This window comes from Ruminococcus sp. FMBCY1 (assembly GCF_023921805.1).
In the GTDB taxonomy this organism is placed as follows: Bacteria; Bacillota; Clostridia; order Oscillospirales; family Acutalibacteraceae; genus Ruminococcoides; species Ruminococcoides intestinale_A.
Window position 1 is genome coordinate 844,088 of sequence record NZ_CP074197.1, and the last position, 15,705, is coordinate 859,792.

General features: G+C 39.6%; 16 protein-coding genes and 1 tRNA gene. 1 reads left to right on the forward strand and 16 read right to left on the reverse strand.

Annotated elements, in window-relative coordinates; genetic code table 11:
- Positions 1 to 16: 16 nt before the first annotated feature.
- The 15 genes from KGF34_RS04030 to KGF34_RS04100 form a co-directional block, all read right to left on the reverse strand.
- Positions 17 to 92, reverse strand: a tRNA-Ala gene (locus KGF34_RS04030).
- 53 nt (positions 93 to 145) lie between these two features.
- Positions 146 to 775, reverse strand: coding sequence for a thiamine diphosphokinase (locus KGF34_RS04035; protein ID WP_252559895.1), 630 nt, complete (start codon positions 773 to 775; stop codon positions 146 to 148).
- A 12-nt stretch (positions 776 to 787) separates the two neighbouring features.
- A complete protein-coding gene (gene rsgA, locus KGF34_RS04040) occupies positions 788 to 1,675 on the reverse strand; it encodes a ribosome small subunit-dependent GTPase A (protein ID WP_186934631.1) in 888 nt (295 codons plus the stop codon).
- A 5-nt stretch (positions 1,676 to 1,680) separates the two neighbouring features.
- On the reverse strand, positions 1,681 to 3,777 hold the full coding sequence (pknB, locus tag KGF34_RS04045; RefSeq protein ID WP_252559896.1) for a Stk1 family PASTA domain-containing Ser/Thr kinase: 2,097 nt from the start codon (positions 3,775 to 3,777) through the stop codon (positions 1,681 to 1,683).
- Positions 3,778 to 3,797: 20 nt separating this feature from the next.
- Positions 3,798 to 4,523: a Stp1/IreP family PP2C-type Ser/Thr phosphatase gene (locus KGF34_RS04050; protein WP_022235470.1), complete on the reverse strand. Its 726-nt coding sequence runs from the start codon at positions 4,521 to 4,523 to the stop codon at positions 3,798 to 3,800.
- A 1-nt stretch (position 4,524) separates the two neighbouring features.
- Positions 4,525 to 5,565 (reverse strand): 23S rRNA (adenine(2503)-C(2))-methyltransferase RlmN, encoded by a 1,041-nt coding sequence (rlmN, locus tag KGF34_RS04055; RefSeq protein WP_252559897.1) that lies wholly within the window; start codon positions 5,563 to 5,565, stop codon positions 4,525 to 4,527.
- A 4-nt stretch (positions 5,566 to 5,569) separates the two neighbouring features.
- Entirely contained in the window at positions 5,570 to 6,901 is a 1,332-nt protein-coding gene (gene rsmB, locus KGF34_RS04060) for a 16S rRNA (cytosine(967)-C(5))-methyltransferase RsmB (RefSeq protein WP_252559898.1), read from the reverse strand.
- A 16-nt stretch (positions 6,902 to 6,917) separates the two neighbouring features.
- Positions 6,918 to 7,616 carry a zinc metallopeptidase gene (locus KGF34_RS04065; protein WP_252559899.1) on the reverse strand — a complete coding sequence of 233 codons (699 nt, stop codon included), beginning with the start codon at positions 7,614 to 7,616 and terminating at the stop codon, positions 6,918 to 6,920.
- Between the two features lie 25 nt (positions 7,617 to 7,641).
- Positions 7,642 to 8,559, reverse strand: coding sequence for a methionyl-tRNA formyltransferase (gene fmt / locus KGF34_RS04070; protein ID WP_252559900.1), 918 nt, complete (start codon positions 8,557 to 8,559; stop codon positions 7,642 to 7,644).
- A 14-nt stretch (positions 8,560 to 8,573) separates the two neighbouring features.
- The gene (gene def / locus KGF34_RS04075) at positions 8,574 to 9,059 is read right to left on the reverse strand and encodes a peptide deformylase (protein WP_022235465.1); all 486 of its coding nucleotides are present in this window, start codon (positions 9,057 to 9,059) and stop codon (positions 8,574 to 8,576) included.
- Positions 9,060 to 9,071: 12 nt separating this feature from the next.
- A complete protein-coding gene (gene priA / locus KGF34_RS04080) occupies positions 9,072 to 11,513 on the reverse strand; it encodes a primosomal protein N' (RefSeq protein ID WP_252559901.1) in 2,442 nt (813 codons plus the stop codon).
- Positions 11,491 to 11,706, reverse strand: a complete 216-nt coding sequence (gene rpoZ / locus KGF34_RS04085) for a DNA-directed RNA polymerase subunit omega (RefSeq protein ID WP_022235463.1) — start codon at positions 11,704 to 11,706, stop codon at positions 11,491 to 11,493. Before rpoZ ends, priA begins: the two co-directional genes overlap by 23 nt.
- A gap of 46 nt (positions 11,707 to 11,752) precedes the next feature.
- A complete protein-coding gene (gene gmk / locus KGF34_RS04090; protein WP_022235462.1) occupies positions 11,753 to 12,322 on the reverse strand; it encodes a guanylate kinase in 570 nt (189 codons plus the stop codon).
- Positions 12,312 to 12,569 carry a DUF370 domain-containing protein gene (locus KGF34_RS04095; protein ID WP_022235461.1) on the reverse strand — a complete coding sequence of 86 codons (258 nt, stop codon included), beginning with the start codon at positions 12,567 to 12,569 and terminating at the stop codon, positions 12,312 to 12,314. Before KGF34_RS04095 ends, gmk begins: the two co-directional genes overlap by 11 nt.
- A 9-nt stretch (positions 12,570 to 12,578) precedes the next feature.
- Positions 12,579 to 13,463: a YicC/YloC family endoribonuclease gene (locus KGF34_RS04100; protein ID WP_252559902.1), complete on the reverse strand. Its 885-nt coding sequence runs from the start codon at positions 13,461 to 13,463 to the stop codon at positions 12,579 to 12,581.
- A 206-nt stretch (positions 13,464 to 13,669) separates the two neighbouring features.
- Between KGF34_RS04100 and KGF34_RS04105 the strand changes: the two genes are divergently transcribed.
- Complete coding sequence (locus tag KGF34_RS04105; protein ID WP_178586810.1) at positions 13,670 to 14,407, forward strand: YebC/PmpR family DNA-binding transcriptional regulator; 738 nt, start codon at positions 13,670 to 13,672, stop codon at positions 14,405 to 14,407.
- Between the two features lies 1 nt (position 14,408).
- Here the strand turns inward: KGF34_RS04105 and KGF34_RS04110 are convergent, their stop codons facing one another.
- Entirely contained in the window at positions 14,409 to 15,704 is a 1,296-nt protein-coding gene (locus tag KGF34_RS04110; RefSeq protein WP_252559903.1) for a dockerin type I domain-containing protein, read from the reverse strand.
- Position 15,705: the final 1 nt, after the last annotated feature.

The window sequence follows — 15,705 nt, forward strand, 5'->3', positions numbered from 1 at the left end:
TCTTTATAAAACTAAGTGGTGGAGATAATGGGGCTTGAACCCATGACCTTCTGACTGCCGGTCAGACACTCTCCCAACTGAGCTATACCCCCATATTGGTGTTTAAAAATTACCGCATACTATATAATGTTTTTGTAAATTAAATTTAATTTATGAACTGATTAATAATAATTATTGCATTTCCGTAATTTATTTTTACATTTGCTCTGTCAGAAATAAAAATATTTGAAATGCCCATTGCTTCTTCCGCAGTTAAAATAAGATTCTCCGCCGAATACTCGGCACCTATGTAAGATACATTCACACTGTCACAGGCAAAAGGAAAGACTGAAAAAGTTTTTCCTTTATTTCCGTCAAAATTATATTCGCCCATTTTCAAAAAGCGAATAATCTCTTTGTCGGAAACGATTATTCCGCTTGCACCTTTTTTATCAAGATACATAAGAACAGAAATATTTGCAAAGGTATGATCAAATCTTCCGCCTGTTGCGGCAAGGATAACAAAATCATCATATCCACGGGACAGTGCAACCTCTATGCAATGCAAAAGGTCTGTATCATCTTTATGTGAATTGAGTTTGATTACTTCGCAATCATCGGGTAAATTACCGCTGTACGAATCAAAATCGCCGACTATAAGGTTAGGCTTTGCACCTGCTTTTTTTGCATATTCATAGCCCTTGTCGGCACAAATAAGATAATTGCAGTCCTTAACCTGTTTCGATATAAAATCTATATCCGCTTCAGGCGAGCCCGCAATTATCGTACAACGCATTTTAATTCCCCTTTACTTTTTTAACTGCCACTTTTTAATATCTTTTACCTCATTGTACATAGCAACATAACTGTTGTGACGGGTTTTCTCAATATCTCCGTCAGCAAGTGCCTGCAAAACTCTGCAGCCTTTTTCGCAAGTATGAGAACATGAAGTAAACATACATTCTCCGAGATACTCTTTAAATTCGGGAAAGCAATATTGAAGTTCGTCTTTATCAATAATTTCGTATCTCTGCAAATCAACGGTTGAAAATCCGGGTGTGTCTGCGATATAACAGCCGTCAAGATTAAACAGTTCAACTGCTCTTGTAGTATGTCTGCCTCGTCCGAGTTTATCGCTTATTTCACCTGTTGCAAGGCTTAGGTTAGGAAAAAGCATATTTAACAAGGTTGACTTACCCACACCGCTGTTGCCTGTAAAAGCAGAAGTTTTGCCCATAAGTAAGGCCTTTAATCTCTCTGCTTCATCTGATTTTAGCGGAGAAGTACAAAAAACTTCAAATCCCGCATTTTTATAAATATCGGCAACCTTTTCACCGCTTTCAATATCATCTTTTGAAATGACAATTACAGGCTGCATATTGCTGTTAATCGCAGCGGCGGTCATTTTATCTATAACCGCATAATTCGGACTTGGCGAAACTGTCGAACAAACGATTACGAGAATATCAATATTAGCAAGCGGCGGTCGCTTTAATTTATTTTTTCTCGGCAGGATTTCGTCAAGAGAGGCAAAGCCCTCTTTCTGAACAGAAATTTTCACCCTGTCGCCAACAAGAGGAGAATTTCCGCTCTTGCGGAAACTTCCTCTTGCTTTACATTCATATATTTGATTGTCGCACTCGACATAGTAAAAACCGCCGAGCACTTTCATCAATAATCCTTCGTTACTGCTCATATCAATTAATGCAATGCCTCGGAAGGTTCGGTTGCATCTGTTGGCTGAACCGGTGTGTATGGCGGCTCTGTAACAGGCGGCTCTGTATATGCAGGCTCTGTTACAACAGGTGCGGTTGTAGGTACAGCATACTCATGAGTAGCTGTTTGTGTTACAACAAGTGTTGAATAATCAATTGAATATTCACGGTAAACCTGACCGTCAAGCTGTACCACAATGTTTGAAGTACCGGAACCCGTAAATTCAAGAGTACAGGTCTTATTGTACTGCGGCACAAGTGTTTTTGAATACTTAGTATCAACAACACCGTCTACAATTACAGTCATCTCAACCGATTCAGTAGCATTTGTAGGTAAATCTACATATACATTTACTGTAGCCACATCACCCTTGCCCGAACTTACAGTAAGGGTTACAACAGTACCTTTATCTACCTTACCGTACTGCAACGGTGACTGTGAAAGAACTGTGTCTTTTGCCTCTTTACTTTCATCATCGTAAACTGTTTCTACAGTAAGACCTGCATCAACAAGTTTTGTTTTAGCCTCTGAAAGTAAAAGTCCGGATACAGACGGAATAGTTACCTTTTCATCTCTTTCGCCGTTTGCAATGTAAATATAAACGGTAGAACCGATATTTGTATGAACACCTGCCTTAGGGAATACTTCTGCAACATATCCCTTAGGAGTTTTAGTGTTTTCAACATAGATTATCTTTGGAACAAGGCTCTTTTCCTCAATAATTGCAGATGCGTCTTTTTCGGAATAATTAAGAACATAAGGAACCGAAGCATTTGTATCTGTTCCGTTTACTTTAAGAGTAATCTGTGAGCCTGATTTTACAAGTTTTGAATCAGCGGCAGGCTCCTGTTCAAGAATTACACCAAGCTCTTTTGAAGCGTCATACTTGCTCTCCACAACAAAGTTAAAATTGTCTTTGTTGTCGGCATTGGCCTCTGCCAAAGTTTTACCGACAAAATTCGGTATTTCAACATCTTTAGCCTGTGAAGTCGAACAGCCTCTGAAAATTGCAAGACCTACAAATACGGCAACCACAACTACGGCAGAAATTACAATACCCTTGATTGCGTAATAAGACGGCTTGTGTTCAACCTTCTTTTCCTCTTCTGCGGTTTCGATTTCAGGTTCTGGAGTTTCCTCCGGTTTTGCAACAGCCTTATCAAACTTTGTACTGTTTGTTTTTGTATCTTTAAGTGAAGTAACAAACTTTGTAGGCTGATTATCAACAAATTTTGAATAATCAAATACAATAGACGGATTAAGTCTGAAACGCTCCATATCGTTGAGCATTTCAGCGGCAGAATTATATCTGTCGGCAGGATTCTTTTCCATAGCCTTCATTGTAATCTGCTCAAGTCCGATAGGAATAGTTGGATTAAGCTCTCTCGGGCGCTTAGGAGTTGACTGTAACTGCATAAGAGCTACTGAAACTGCACTGTCTGCGTCAAAAGGAAGTTTACCTGTGAGCATTTCATAAAGCATAACACCGACCGAGTAGATGTCAGACTTGCCGTCTGTTGCCTCACCTCTCGCCTGCTCCGGTGAAATGTAATGAACCGAACCAATTGCGTGTTCTGTCATTGTGCGTGTAGCTTTGTCGGAAAAACGGGCAATACCAAAGTCTGTAACCTTGATTGTGCCGTCCTGTAAAAGCATAATATTCTGCGGCTTTATGTCACGGTGGACAATGCCGTGCTCGTGCGCATGCTGTAAAGCCTTAAGAACCTGACTTGTGAGATACAAAGCCTCTTTCCACTCAATGATACCCTGCTGATCAAAGTATTCTTTAAGTGTAATGCCGTCAATGTATTCCATTACAATATACTGAATCATATCACCGAAGCTGACATCATACACCTTAACAATATTAGGGTGTGAAAGTGTTGCGATAGCCTTTGATTCATTTTTAAAACGACGGATAAATTCCTCGTTATTGAGGTATTCATCTTTTAAAATCTTAATGGCAACTTCACGGTCATCAAGAGTATCGTTACAGCGATATACATTAGCCATACCGCCAACGCCGATAAGCTCATGAATTTCATAACGGCCATCAAGTCTTTTGCCGATATATTTATCCAATTTATTTCACTCTCCGTTTCTCAATAAATAACCGTGGCGGTAATATTATCGGTTCCGCCGCCTTCCTTTGCCTTGTCAACAAGCTTATTAATAAGATCCTCGCCCCTGTTTTCGTGGCAAATTTTAACCATATCGCCTGTTGTAATGCAATTGGAAAGTCCGTCTGTGCATATTAAAAGAACATCACCGTAAATAAAGTTTGCCTCTATATAGTCAAGCCTTACGGACGGTTTTATTCCAAGTGCTCTTGTTATAAAATTCTTATTGGGATGATTCTGTGCCTGTTCATAGGTAAGCTCACCTCTGCGCACCATTTCCTGTACAACAGAGTGATCCTCAGTAAGCTGTTTGATTTTGCCGCCCCTTATTGCATAGGTACGGCTGTCGCCAACATGGACAATATGAACCGTGGTATCCTTTACAAAAACAAACTCGCAGGTTGTACCCATTCCCGTAAGTTCGGGATCTTTCAAAGAAAGTTCATATATTTTCATATTTGCGTTTACAACAATTTCTGCTATAAGCTCGCCGATTTGTTCTTTGGTCATATCGTCCTTGTATAAATCGGTTATTTTGGAGCTTATGTATTCCACAGCTGTTGCACTCGCTATGTTGCCGCCGTTGGCACCTCCCATTCCGTCACAGACTACTGCCCAAGCACAGCTGGGAGAAATAACTCCGAAGCGGCAATCGTCCTGATTTTGTGAACGAACTAAGCCAATGTCACTTTTGCTAAAGACTTCCAAGTTATTTTCCTCCTTTGTTAGTATGATTTCGTCTGAGCTGACCGCAGGAAGCGTTAATGTCACTTCCAAGGGTTCTCCTGACTGTCGCCGCAATATGTTTTCGACCAAGTATATTTACAAAGGCCTGTTGCCTTTCAATACTGCTCTTTTTGTATCCTGTTCCGTCAACGGTGTTTACCGGAATGAGATTTACATGACAGTTCATATCGGCAAGTCTGTCCGCAAGCTCGTAAGCGTCCCTGTCAAAATCATTTACACCGCTTATCATAGAGTATTCAAAAGTAACCCGTCTGCCTGTAATATCAAAATAATCTTTACAAGCCTTTAAGAGTTCATCCATAGAATATCGCTTAGCGATAGGCATAGTTTTTTGCCTTACGGTATCGTTAGGTGCGTGTAATGACACGGAAAGCGTAATGCCGAAGTGCAGCTTTGCAAGCTCATAAATTTTAGGTACAATACCGCAAGTGGAAATTGTGATGTGGCGCATACCGATATTAAGACCGTTGTCATCGGATACAAGTCTTAAGAACTTTACCACATTTTCAAAATTGTCGAGCGGTTCGCCCATTCCCATAAGGACAATATTCGATATTCTGATATTCAAATCTTTTTGTGCGGATTCAATCTGATTGAGCATTTCGGACGGAGTCAAACTCCTCGAAAAACCGCTTTTGCCGGTTGCACAAAAAGTACAGCCCATTTTGCAACCCACTTGTGTGGAAATGCAAATTGAGTATCCGTGTTTATAATTCATAACAACGGACTCTACACATTCACCGTCATTGAACGAAAAAAGATACTTTACTGTCTTATCATACCTTGAAATTAGTTTTTTTTCAATATTTGCAACAGAAATGTAACAACTTCTTTTTAAAAAGTCCTTGATTTTCAAAGGAATATTCAGCATTTCATCAAAAGAAGTGACATTTTTGTTAAGCCATTGGTATATTTGTTTTGCTCTGAACTTTTCAAAACCGTTCTCGGTTACAAAGTCGGTAAGCTCATTTAGGTCAAGAGATTTAATATCAATTAAGCTCAAAAGATTACCTCCTTGTAAGTACGGCTATGTAAAAACCGTCGCCGTCAAAAGTGTGCGGCATAAGTGTTATTTCATACGGTTTTTCGTCAAATGCTCTTTTAAGTTCAGGAGGCAGTTCAAGTTCAACTCCCTCAAAATCATTGTGCTCGGCAAGAAATTTTGCTGTATTTTTATTGTTTTCCTGCGGATTCAGCGTACAGGTCGAATATACAAGTTTTCCGCCTTTTTTTAGATATTTTGCGCTTTCGCAAAGTATTTTATACTGAATATCAGCAAGGTCTGTATCTATAAGGTCATCTTTATAGCGAATTTCCGGCTTTCTTGAAAGCACTCCGAGTCCGCTGCACGGCACATCGCAAAGTATTCTGTCTGCCGACGGCAATTCCTTATCGGCAGACGCACCGTCACGCAGGCAGGTTTCAATAATATTGATACCCAGCCTTTTGGCGCCTTTTTCTATAAGTTTCAGCTTATGCTTATACATATCGCAAGCCGTTATTTTTCCGCTGTTTTGCATATACTCGGCGATTGTAAAAGTTTTGCCGCCCGGTGCCGAACAAATATCAAGCACGGTCTGTCCTTTTTTGGCAGAAAGAAAGTATGCACAAAGTTGGGACGACAAATCTTGAATATGCAGTAAACCGCCTTTGTAGGCTTTCAATCTTTCGATTGAACCCGTATCTGATATTTTTACCGCATTACTCGGAAAATCAACTTTTTCAGCCTTTACCTTATCATCGGCAAGCACACTTATAAGTTCGTCTGTATTTGTTTTCAGCGTATTAACTCTTGCGTAAATATTCGGTCTGCCGCTAAGATTTTCTAAAATCCCCCTTGCGTTATCCTCGCCGTAGGAATTTATCCATAATTTAACAAGCATTTGCGGGCAGGAATATTTTACCGAGTAATACTCTGCCTTATTGTTTGAATCGGGATATTTTATTTTACAATTATCTCTCGCAAAACTGCGCAGAATTGCATTTATAAAACCGGAGGATTTTTGCAGTTTTTGCTGTTTGGCAAGTTTTACACTTTCGTTAACAGCGGCACTTTCGGGAATTTTATCCATAAAAGACATTTGCAAAAGTCCGAGACGGAGAATAATTTTTGTCTTTAACTCAATTTTCCTTAGCGGAATTTTAGAGTATTGTTTAATGATGTAATCAAGAGTGATTTTACGCTCAAGCACACCGTAAACAAGCGCAGATGTAAAAGCCGCATCAAGCGGCGAAAGCTCACTTTCCTTCACTGCGTTATTGAGTGCTATATTGGAATATGCTCCGTCCTGTTCAATTTTTAATAATACTTTAAATGCAGTTTTGCGTGAATTAGCCATTTAAAAATCTCTTTTCTTATCTTCTTCTGTTATTCGCTATTATAAGCAATCTTAAAAGCTGTAAAATTGCCGTAAGAGCAGATGCAACATAGGTCATAGCGGCTGCCTGCAAAGTGCGTTTCGCACCCGTGTATTCTTCACCGTAAAGCAAATTTCCGTTTTTGATAGTTTCAAGTGCTCTTTTAGAAGCATTAAACTCAACGGGAAGAGTTGCAATTGTAAAAAGTACTGAAAATCCGAATAAAGCTATACCGATATACAACATAACAAAACCGATTTTTGCGGAAAAACAAAGTCCCAATATAATCAAAAACCAACTTAATTTTGAACCGATATTCGCCATCGGAAGAATTGCCGAACGAATTATATTCGGTAAATAATTCTGTGCGTGCTGAACAGCGTGACCTGCCTCATGACAAGCAACGCCTACGGCTGCTACGGTATTTGCATTATAAACACTGTCTGAAAGTCTGATTACATTAGTTCTCGGGTCAAAGTGGTCAGTAAGATTTCCCGCTACCCTTTCAATACGCACTCCGTAGACGCCGTTTTGTCTTAAAACAAATTCGGCAGCTTGTGCGCCTGTCATATTTCTTGAATTTCTCATTTGAGAATATTTTGAAAAAGTTGATGAAACATTAATTTGACATATAAGTGAAATAATTACGCAAGGAAGAATAAACACAACATATGTCCAGTCAAAACCATAAAACATAAAAATTCTCCTTTATATACCTATATCAGTTAAAGCTGTCACCGATATTTAATTTATGACCTGCAAGAAAAGCCGCTGACGGCATACGCTTTTTGCCCTCAGGCTGCAACTCTATAATTTCGACCGAACCGCTGCCGCAAGCAACAATCAACGGCTTTATGCTGATTATCGTGCCCGCTTTTCCGCTTTTTTCGCATACTTTTGTAGAATAAATTTTCAGTCTTTTTCCGTTAAGTTCGGCAGTCGCAATCGGCCAGGGATTAAGTCCACGGACTTTATTATGCACTTCGTAGGCTGATTTTGTAAAATCAATCGGGCAAAACGACTTATCAATCTTTGATGTATGCGTAGCCTTGCTTTCATCCTGCTTTACAGGCTTAATTTCTCCGTTCTCAAGCATTTCAAGAGTTTTAATAATTAACTCTCCGCCGAGTATACTAAGTCTGTCAAAAAGCTCTCCCGAAGTTTCGTTCTCTCCGATTTCGGTTTCAACAGTAGTGAGAATGTCGCCTGTGTCAAGCCCCTCTGCCATTTGCATAGCTGTCACACCTGTTACTTTGTCGCCGTTAAGAACCGACTGCTGAATAGGTGCCGCGCCTCTGTATTTCGGCAAAAGTGAGCCATGAATATTGATACAGCCGTACTTTGCGCTTTCAAGCACTGCCTTCGGTAAAAGTTTACCGTAGGCCGCAACTACGATTACATCGGGATTATATTTTTTTATTATTTCAATAGGTTCTTCCGATTTAAAGGTTGTCGGCTGATATACGGGAATGTTAAGTTCCTGCGCACATACCTTTACATCAGGAGGAGTAAGCACCATTTTTCTGCCCTTTGGCTTGTCAGGTTGTGTAAACACAGCCTGCACCGTATGCTTGCTTTCGTATAATTTTTTGAGTGCAGGCACCGCAAAATCAGGAGTGCCCATATAAATTATATTCATAATTAACCCTCAAATCAGCCAAACATTTCTTCGTATTCTTCAGGAGTAAGCATCTTGCTTGCTTTCTGTTTAAAAAGAATACCGTCAAGATGGTCAAGCTCATGACAAAAAGCTCTTGCAAGCAATTCTTCACCGTCAATCGTAAATTCATTGCCGTGTCTGTCAAAAGCCTTTACTTTAACATAGTTAGGACGCTTTGTAATACCCCATTCGCCCGGACAAGAAAGACAGCCCTCAAGGCCCTCCTGCTCGCCGCTTGATTCAATTATAACAGGGTTTACAAGCTCGATAACCTGATTTTGTTCTTTACTTACATCAATAACAACAACTCTGCGGATAATGCCAACCTGCGGTGCGGCAAGACCTACTCCGCCAGAGTCGTGCAAGGTTTCTGTCATATCATCTATAAGCTGTGCGAGTCTGTCATCAAATTTAACAACCTCACGGCAGTGCTTTGTGAGAACGCTGTCGCCCTCTTTTACAATTTGCCTAATAGCCATATTCACACTTCCTTAACATACAAGAGCGTTCATATCGGCATAAGCCGTAACGCCCGAAAATTCCTTACTCTTGCCAAACTCACAAAGAATCTTTGAAAGCAGGGCACGAAACTCGGAATTGTTTTTACATTTTATAATAATTTTAAACCTGTATTTATTACTTATTTTTACCACCAATGCAGGTGTAGGCCCTAATATTCGCAACGGCATATTCGGATAATTTTTCTTTGCCTCTTCTGTAAAGAGTTCAAGGAACTTTCTCGCACCTTTAAAGGCATCTTCTCTGTTCTGCGATACAAAGCCTACAAGGCATATATCGGCAAACGGCGGATACAGCATTGCCTTGCGTACCTTTATTTCGTTCGAATAAAAGGTATTGTAATCCTGTCTTGATGCCATTGAAATTATCAGATTTTCGGGTGTGAATGTCTGAATAACAGCCATACCCTTATCATTGCCTCTGCCGCTTCTTCCGACTACCTGTGTGAGCAGTGAAAAAGAACGCTCATAACTGCGGTAATCATCGGCATAAAGCATATGGTCGGCATTAAGCACACCAACCAAAGTCACATTTGGAAAATTAAGTCCCTTTGCAACCATTTGTGTACCCACAAGAATATCATATTCACCGTCAGCAAAAGCTGAAATCATTTTTTCATACGAAGATTTCGACGAAGTGGCATCGGTATCCATTCTTAAAATCCTTGCCTCGGGAAAAATATCGGAAATATCTTTTTCCGCTCTCTGTGTGCCCGTTCCGCCAAAAGTAAGTCTGTGACTGTGACATACGGGACATTCATCTGTGTAAGGCACAGAATAGCCGCAATAATGGCACATTAATCGGTTATTTGCACTGTGGTAAGTAAGAGAAATTGAGCAATTCGGGCAAGTCACAGCCTCTCCGCACGCTCTGCAAGTAACAAAAGTATTGTAACCACGGCGGTTAAGCAAAAGTATCGACTGCTTTTTATGCTCAATATTATATGCAATATTTTGCAGGAGAACATCAGAAAAACCGCTTGTGTTGCCGTTTTTCAGTTCTTCCCCCATATCCGCAACAACAACCTCCGGCAGCACGGCTTTACCGTATCGTGCAGAAAGCGTATTAAGCGAATATCTGCCTGTCTGTGCATAGTAATAGGTTTCTATACTCGGTGTAGCCGAGCTAAGTACAAGCAAAGCATTGTTGTACGAGCAACGGAACTTAGCAATCTCTCTTGCATGGTAGCGTGGAGAGCTTTCGGACTTGTAGCTGTATTCCTGCTCTTCGTCCATAATAATCAGTCCGACCTTATCAAAAGGCGCAAACACAGCACTGCGTGTACCTATTACAATTTGTGCAAGACCTTGTTTTACTCTTTTGTACTCATCAAGTCTTTCGCCGAGTGAAAGTGCACTGTGAAAAACCGCAATCTTATCGCCAAACCTTTTGGCAAACTGCGATACAAACTGCGGAGTAAGCGAGATTTCAGGTACCATAACAATAATGCCCTTACCGTCATCAATTACTTTTTCAATCAGTTTGATAAATACACTTGTCTTTCCCGAACCCGTAACTCCGTAAAGCAAACTTACGCTCGGAAAAGGCGAATCATATTCATTGTAAAGAGAATCGCAAGCAGACTGCTGTTCTTCGGAAAGCACAATTTCTTTCAAAGAGCTGTCTTTTTGTCGATTTTCAATTCTGAATACTTCTTCATCAAAAAAGTATATCAGTCCTTTTTTACAAAGCGCATCCACAACGGCGGCGGTAACTCCTGTAAAATAGCAAACTTCTTTTACCGAAATTGCACCTGCCATTTCAATAAGTTCAAACACATTTTTCTGCTTTTCGGTAAGTTTTACTCCCGATATATCAACTTCGGGAGTAACCGCCGCCATTTTCATTACGGCGTCATTAACCTTGCGAAAAATCTCGTCCGACTTATACAACGCCCCTTTTTGAACAAGGAGTTCAAAAGGTTCTGTTGTACTGTAACCGAAAGCATCAAGCAATACTTCGCTTTTTACTGCTTTTCGCTTAGAAAAAAGGTAATTATAAACTCGTTTTTCCTCGTCCGTAAGTTCGTCAAAGGAAAACTCGCTTTCATCTTTTGCACCGTACATAGTAGTAACTTTGTAGTTAATACCTGCCGGCAACATTGTTTTTACAGCCTCATAAAAGGTGCAAAAGTAATGAGATTTCATAAAAGCGGCTGTTTTAAGCATTTCATCGTTTAAAACAGGCTCATCATCAAGTACGGAAATAACAGACTTCAAGCCTTTGCTTTCACCCTGATGAACAGCGGTTATTATCCCCTGCCTTTTACGATTTCCTCTGCCAAAAGGCACAAGAACCCGTGTTCCCGCTACCGCCTTATCAAGCATAGAATCGGGAATCACATAGTCAAATGCCTTGTCAAAGGAATACGCTGCTTTTTCAACAGCAATTTCAGCTATTCTGGAGTTCATCATCGTCAGGCTCTAAAATGCCTATTTCATGATTTTTGATTTCATCAATAGCAATGAGAACAGGCTTGTCGTCTGTAACCTCACCGCTTTCTTCCTGCTCTGCTGTAATCTCTCTTGCTCTCTTTGCAACACCTACAACGAGTGCATACTTACTTTGCTTACCTGCGAATAATTCGTCAACATTAACCTTATGCATAATTAATCTCCTATCATTATCATAATATATTTTCCGAAAAAATCGGTTATTTACTCTCTTTTTCTAAAATATCAAGAACTTCGTTTACCGCTGTGTCGAGGTCATCGTTCACAACATTGTACTTATATCTGTTCTTAAATGACATCTCATGCTCCGCCTCTGCAAGTCGCTTAGCGATGGTTTTTTCATCTTCGGTTCCTCTGCGGTGAAGTCTGCGTGAAAGCGAATCTATAGAAGTAGGAAGAATAAAAATACTTAGCACATCAGGATATTTTTCAAGAATTTGAAGTCCTCCCTGAACCTCAATTTCAAGGAACACATCATAGCCTTGATTGAGTAAATCTTCTACCTGTTTTTTAGGTGTGCCGTAGTAATTGTCACAATACTTTGCATACTCAAGAAAACCGTTTTCTTCTATAAGTTTTTCAAACTGTTCCTTAGTAACAAAATTATAATGCACTCCGTCAATTTCACCTTTTCGAGGTTTTCTTGTGGTATTTGATACCGAAAGGCGAATATTGGGATTGCGCTTTAAAAGCTCTGCCATAATTGTGCCCTTGCCTACACCGGAAGAACCTGTGTAAAGCACGAGCTTACCCTTAGACTTACTGTTCATCCTTTTGTTCCTCGCTTTCAACTGTTCTGTTATGAATAGCCTCTGCGGAGATGGCGGACAACACAATGTGGTCGTCTTCCGTTACAAGTACCGCCTTGCACTTTCTTCCGCAAGTGGCGTCAACAAGCATTCCTTTTGATTTTGCATCCTGCACAATTCTCTTTACGGGTGCCGCATCGGGTGCAACAACGGCAATAAGTTTATCAGAATTTACAAGATTGCCAAATCCGATATTGATAAGTTTCATAATTTCTCCTTACTCAATATTCTGAATCTGCTCACGCATTTTTTCAATTTCGCTCTTGATTTTTACAACCTTATGGGCAATTTCGGCGTCCTGAACCTTTGAACCGATTGTGTTCGCCTCTCGGTTCATTTCCTGAATAATAAAGTCTATTTCTCTGCCGATCGGAGTCTGTGATTCCATTATCTTTGAAAGCTGTGCAAAGTGACTTCTAAGTCTTACGGTTTCTTCGGCAACAGCTACTTTATCGGCAAAAACAGCTACTTCGGTAAGCACTCTCTGCTCGTCAATATTGATATTGTAATCCTGCAAAGTACGGTTAATTCTGTCAAGCAAACGCTCTTCGTATTCTTTTACCGTTTGCGGTGAACGCTCGTCAATCTCATCAACGGTAGCAAGTATAACTTCCGCTCTGCCAAGAATATCGGCTTTCATTTTTTCGCCCTCAGCCTCACGCATTGCAATAAATCCGTCAATAGCCGTATTTGCTGCCTCAAGTACATCAGCTGTGATTTCTTCTTCATTTTCAGGTGCTTTTGAAACCGTATATACATCGGGAAAACGAGAGATAGCCGTAACCGTAACATCATTTTCGATTCCGTAAGTTTCCGAAATCTCTTTCATTGCATTAATATAACCCGAAACAAGAGAATGATTAATTTTTACCTCGGCAGGTGTGCCTTCTGCAGCGCCTACTGTAACAAACATATCAATCTTACCGCGGGATACTCTTGAATTTACAAGGGCCTTGAGTTTATCGTCAAGAAAACCGTAGCCCTTTGGAGTTCTGCAGGAAAATTCAAAAAAACGATGATTTACGCTTTTTATCTCAACACTGATTTCTCTGCCGTGCAAAACAGTGCGACATCTGCCAAAGCCTGTCATTGATTTTATCATTGGTAAACTTCCTTTCATATTATAAATTCTTATATTTCAAAACTTCATTTATAAAATCTGTTTTTATTTAAATACATTATACCACACTATAATTCATATAGCAAAGAGATTGTTACAAAACTGTAATAACTTTTTTAGTTTACATCAGATATAAGTATATGATATACTAATAAGGATGTAGTATTTTATTAAAAAGGAATGATTTTATGTCAGGACATAACAAATGGAGTACCATTAAACAGAAAAAAGGTAAAAACGATGCTGCAAGAGCTAAGGTTTTTACCAAGATAGGCAGAGAGCTTATCGTTGCTATCCGTGAGGGCGGCAGTGCTGATCCGAGCGTAAACTCAAAGCTTAAGGATTGTATTGCTAAAGCAAAGGCTAACAATGTTCCTAACGACAACATTGAGCGTATTATCAAAAAGGCTGCCAGCGGCGGCGACGGTGCAAACTATGAGGCAGTTACATACGAAGGATACGGTCCTAACGGTGTTGCGGTAATCGTTGAGGCTCTTACAGACAACCGTAACAGAACAGCAGGTGAAGTAAGACATTACTTTGATAAGTTCGGCGGTAATATGGGCACTCAGGGTTGCGTAAGCTTTATGTTTACAAAGAAAGGCGTACTTGTAATTGAGCGTGAAGACCTTGATAAGGACGAAGACACTGTTATGAGCGACGCACTTGAGTACGGCGCATCTGATTTTGAGGCTGACGAAGATGTATTTACAATTTACACCGAGCCTGAAGATTTCAGCGCAGTAAGAGATGACCTTGAAAAAGCAGGTTATACATTCGTTTCTGCCGAACTCGAAATGGTACCGAGCACATACACAAAGATTGATGACGAGGATGCTAAAACAAAGATGCAGAAAATGCTCGATATGTTTGAGGACAACGATGACATCCAGAATGTATGGCACAACTGGGAAATGGAAGACTGATTTATCTTCCCTGTGCTATCAAAACTAAATCCTTATTATCAACAGAGCCGTCGAGGTTATAATCGGCGGCTTTTTTGTATGCTCCAAAAATTTCTTTCTCTCCTGTCAATGTTTTCATAAGCAATTTATAATCATTTGAGCTAACTGTTCCCGTACCTGTTACATCACCGAGTACAACAACAGTGTAGCTTGTTTCTTTTGTGGCTACAACTGCACCTGTTCTCAATTTACCGCTCAAATTATTTCCGTTTTTATCGGTTACAGAAGTTATCAGCGGACAATTCTTTTTAAGCTGTGCTGCTGTTGTTCCGCTTTTTATATTGCAAATAAAGCCGTCATCAGTAAAAATATAATCGGAGAAATTCGCATTTGAATTACCGTCATTTTTATCTGTGAAATTATTTGATTGCGGTTTGGTATCTGAATTTGTATTAAAATCAATATTTTTAAAATCGGAATTACCGATAATCGTTGCAGTAGAATAATCATCTGTAATTGCAACGACTTTTCCGCACGCATATAGAATTTTTCCTATATTTCGGTTTATTTCATACTTTGTAATGCTGCTGTTATTAAGAGAAGTGCGATATACAGAACCCGATCTGTAGTAATAAATACTCTCATTACTTACAGAAAACGGATTTGTACAATTATACATATTTGTATATTCTTTATTTTCGTTTAACGAATAAATATATCCTCTGCTGTCAGACAAAAATCCCGCACCGCTGTTATAAAAATCCGAGCAATCACGCACTCTCGTGCAATATTCGGCTTTGTTTTCATCAAGTCTGTATACGGAACCGTCATAAAGAAAAACATATGCACTGCCGTTATTAGTTGTAATGGCATTCACATTCTTTTCGCTGAATCTGTAATCAGACAAATGTTTTCCGTTAAAATCATATGCAGAAACATAACAATACACTTCGTCCGTTTTCATAACATAAAGCCTGTTATTGCAAATTGAAATATCGGTATAATTAAAGTCATCTAAAGCATTGGAATTTACATAACTTACTCTGCCGTCAAAACAATTAATACGCACTATACGGTACTTAAAATCATTTGTCATATATACTGCACAAACAGTATCTTTATCAATGAAAGGTACTCCTACAAATCCACCATCAACGGTAAAGCTGTATGACTTTATTGTAGGTACAAAACTTTGAGTATAAACAGTTTTTCCGTTGTACGCAAAAGCAAACGCACCGTTATCATCGGCATCAAAATAAACTTCTTCACAATTTGAAAAGGTATTAAAATTGTATTTTTCAACCGCAATTGCAGACATA

Bases quoted from the DNA above. Each gene is read 5' to 3' on its own strand.
- KGF34_RS04095 (WP_022235461.1), bottom strand. From the start codon at position 12,569: ATGAAACTTATCAATATCGGATTTGGCAATCTTGTAAATTCTGATAAA.
- KGF34_RS04110 (WP_252559903.1), bottom strand. From the start codon at position 15,704: ATGTCTGCAATTGCGGTTGAAAAATACAATTTTAATACCTTTTCAAAT.
- fmt (WP_252559900.1), bottom strand. From the start codon at position 8,559: ATGAATATAATTTATATGGGCACTCCTGATTTTGCGGTGCCTGCACTC.
- gmk (WP_022235462.1), bottom strand. From the start codon at position 12,322: ATGAACAGTAAGTCTAAGGGTAAGCTCGTGCTTTACACAGGTTCTTCC.
- KGF34_RS04105 (WP_178586810.1), top strand. From the start codon at position 13,670: ATGTCAGGACATAACAAATGGAGTACCATTAAACAGAAAAAAGGTAAA.
- rsgA (WP_186934631.1), bottom strand. From the start codon at position 1,675: ATGAGCAGTAACGAAGGATTATTGATGAAAGTGCTCGGCGGTTTTTAC.
- KGF34_RS04100 (WP_252559902.1), bottom strand. From the start codon at position 13,463: ATGATAAAATCAATGACAGGCTTTGGCAGATGTCGCACTGTTTTGCAC.
- KGF34_RS04035 (WP_252559895.1), bottom strand. From the start codon at position 775: ATGCGTTGTACGATAATTGCGGGCTCGCCTGAAGCGGATATAGATTTT.
- KGF34_RS04065 (WP_252559899.1), bottom strand. From the start codon at position 7,616: ATGTTTTATGGTTTTGACTGGACATATGTTGTGTTTATTCTTCCTTGC.
- priA (WP_252559901.1), bottom strand. From the start codon at position 11,513: ATGATGAACTCCAGAATAGCTGAAATTGCTGTTGAAAAAGCAGCGTAT.
- def (WP_022235465.1), bottom strand. From the start codon at position 9,059: ATGGCTATTAGGCAAATTGTAAAAGAGGGCGACAGCGTTCTCACAAAG.
- rpoZ (WP_022235463.1), bottom strand. From the start codon at position 11,706: ATGCATAAGGTTAATGTTGACGAATTATTCGCAGGTAAGCAAAGTAAG.
- rsmB (WP_252559898.1), bottom strand. From the start codon at position 6,901: ATGGCTAATTCACGCAAAACTGCATTTAAAGTATTATTAAAAATTGAA.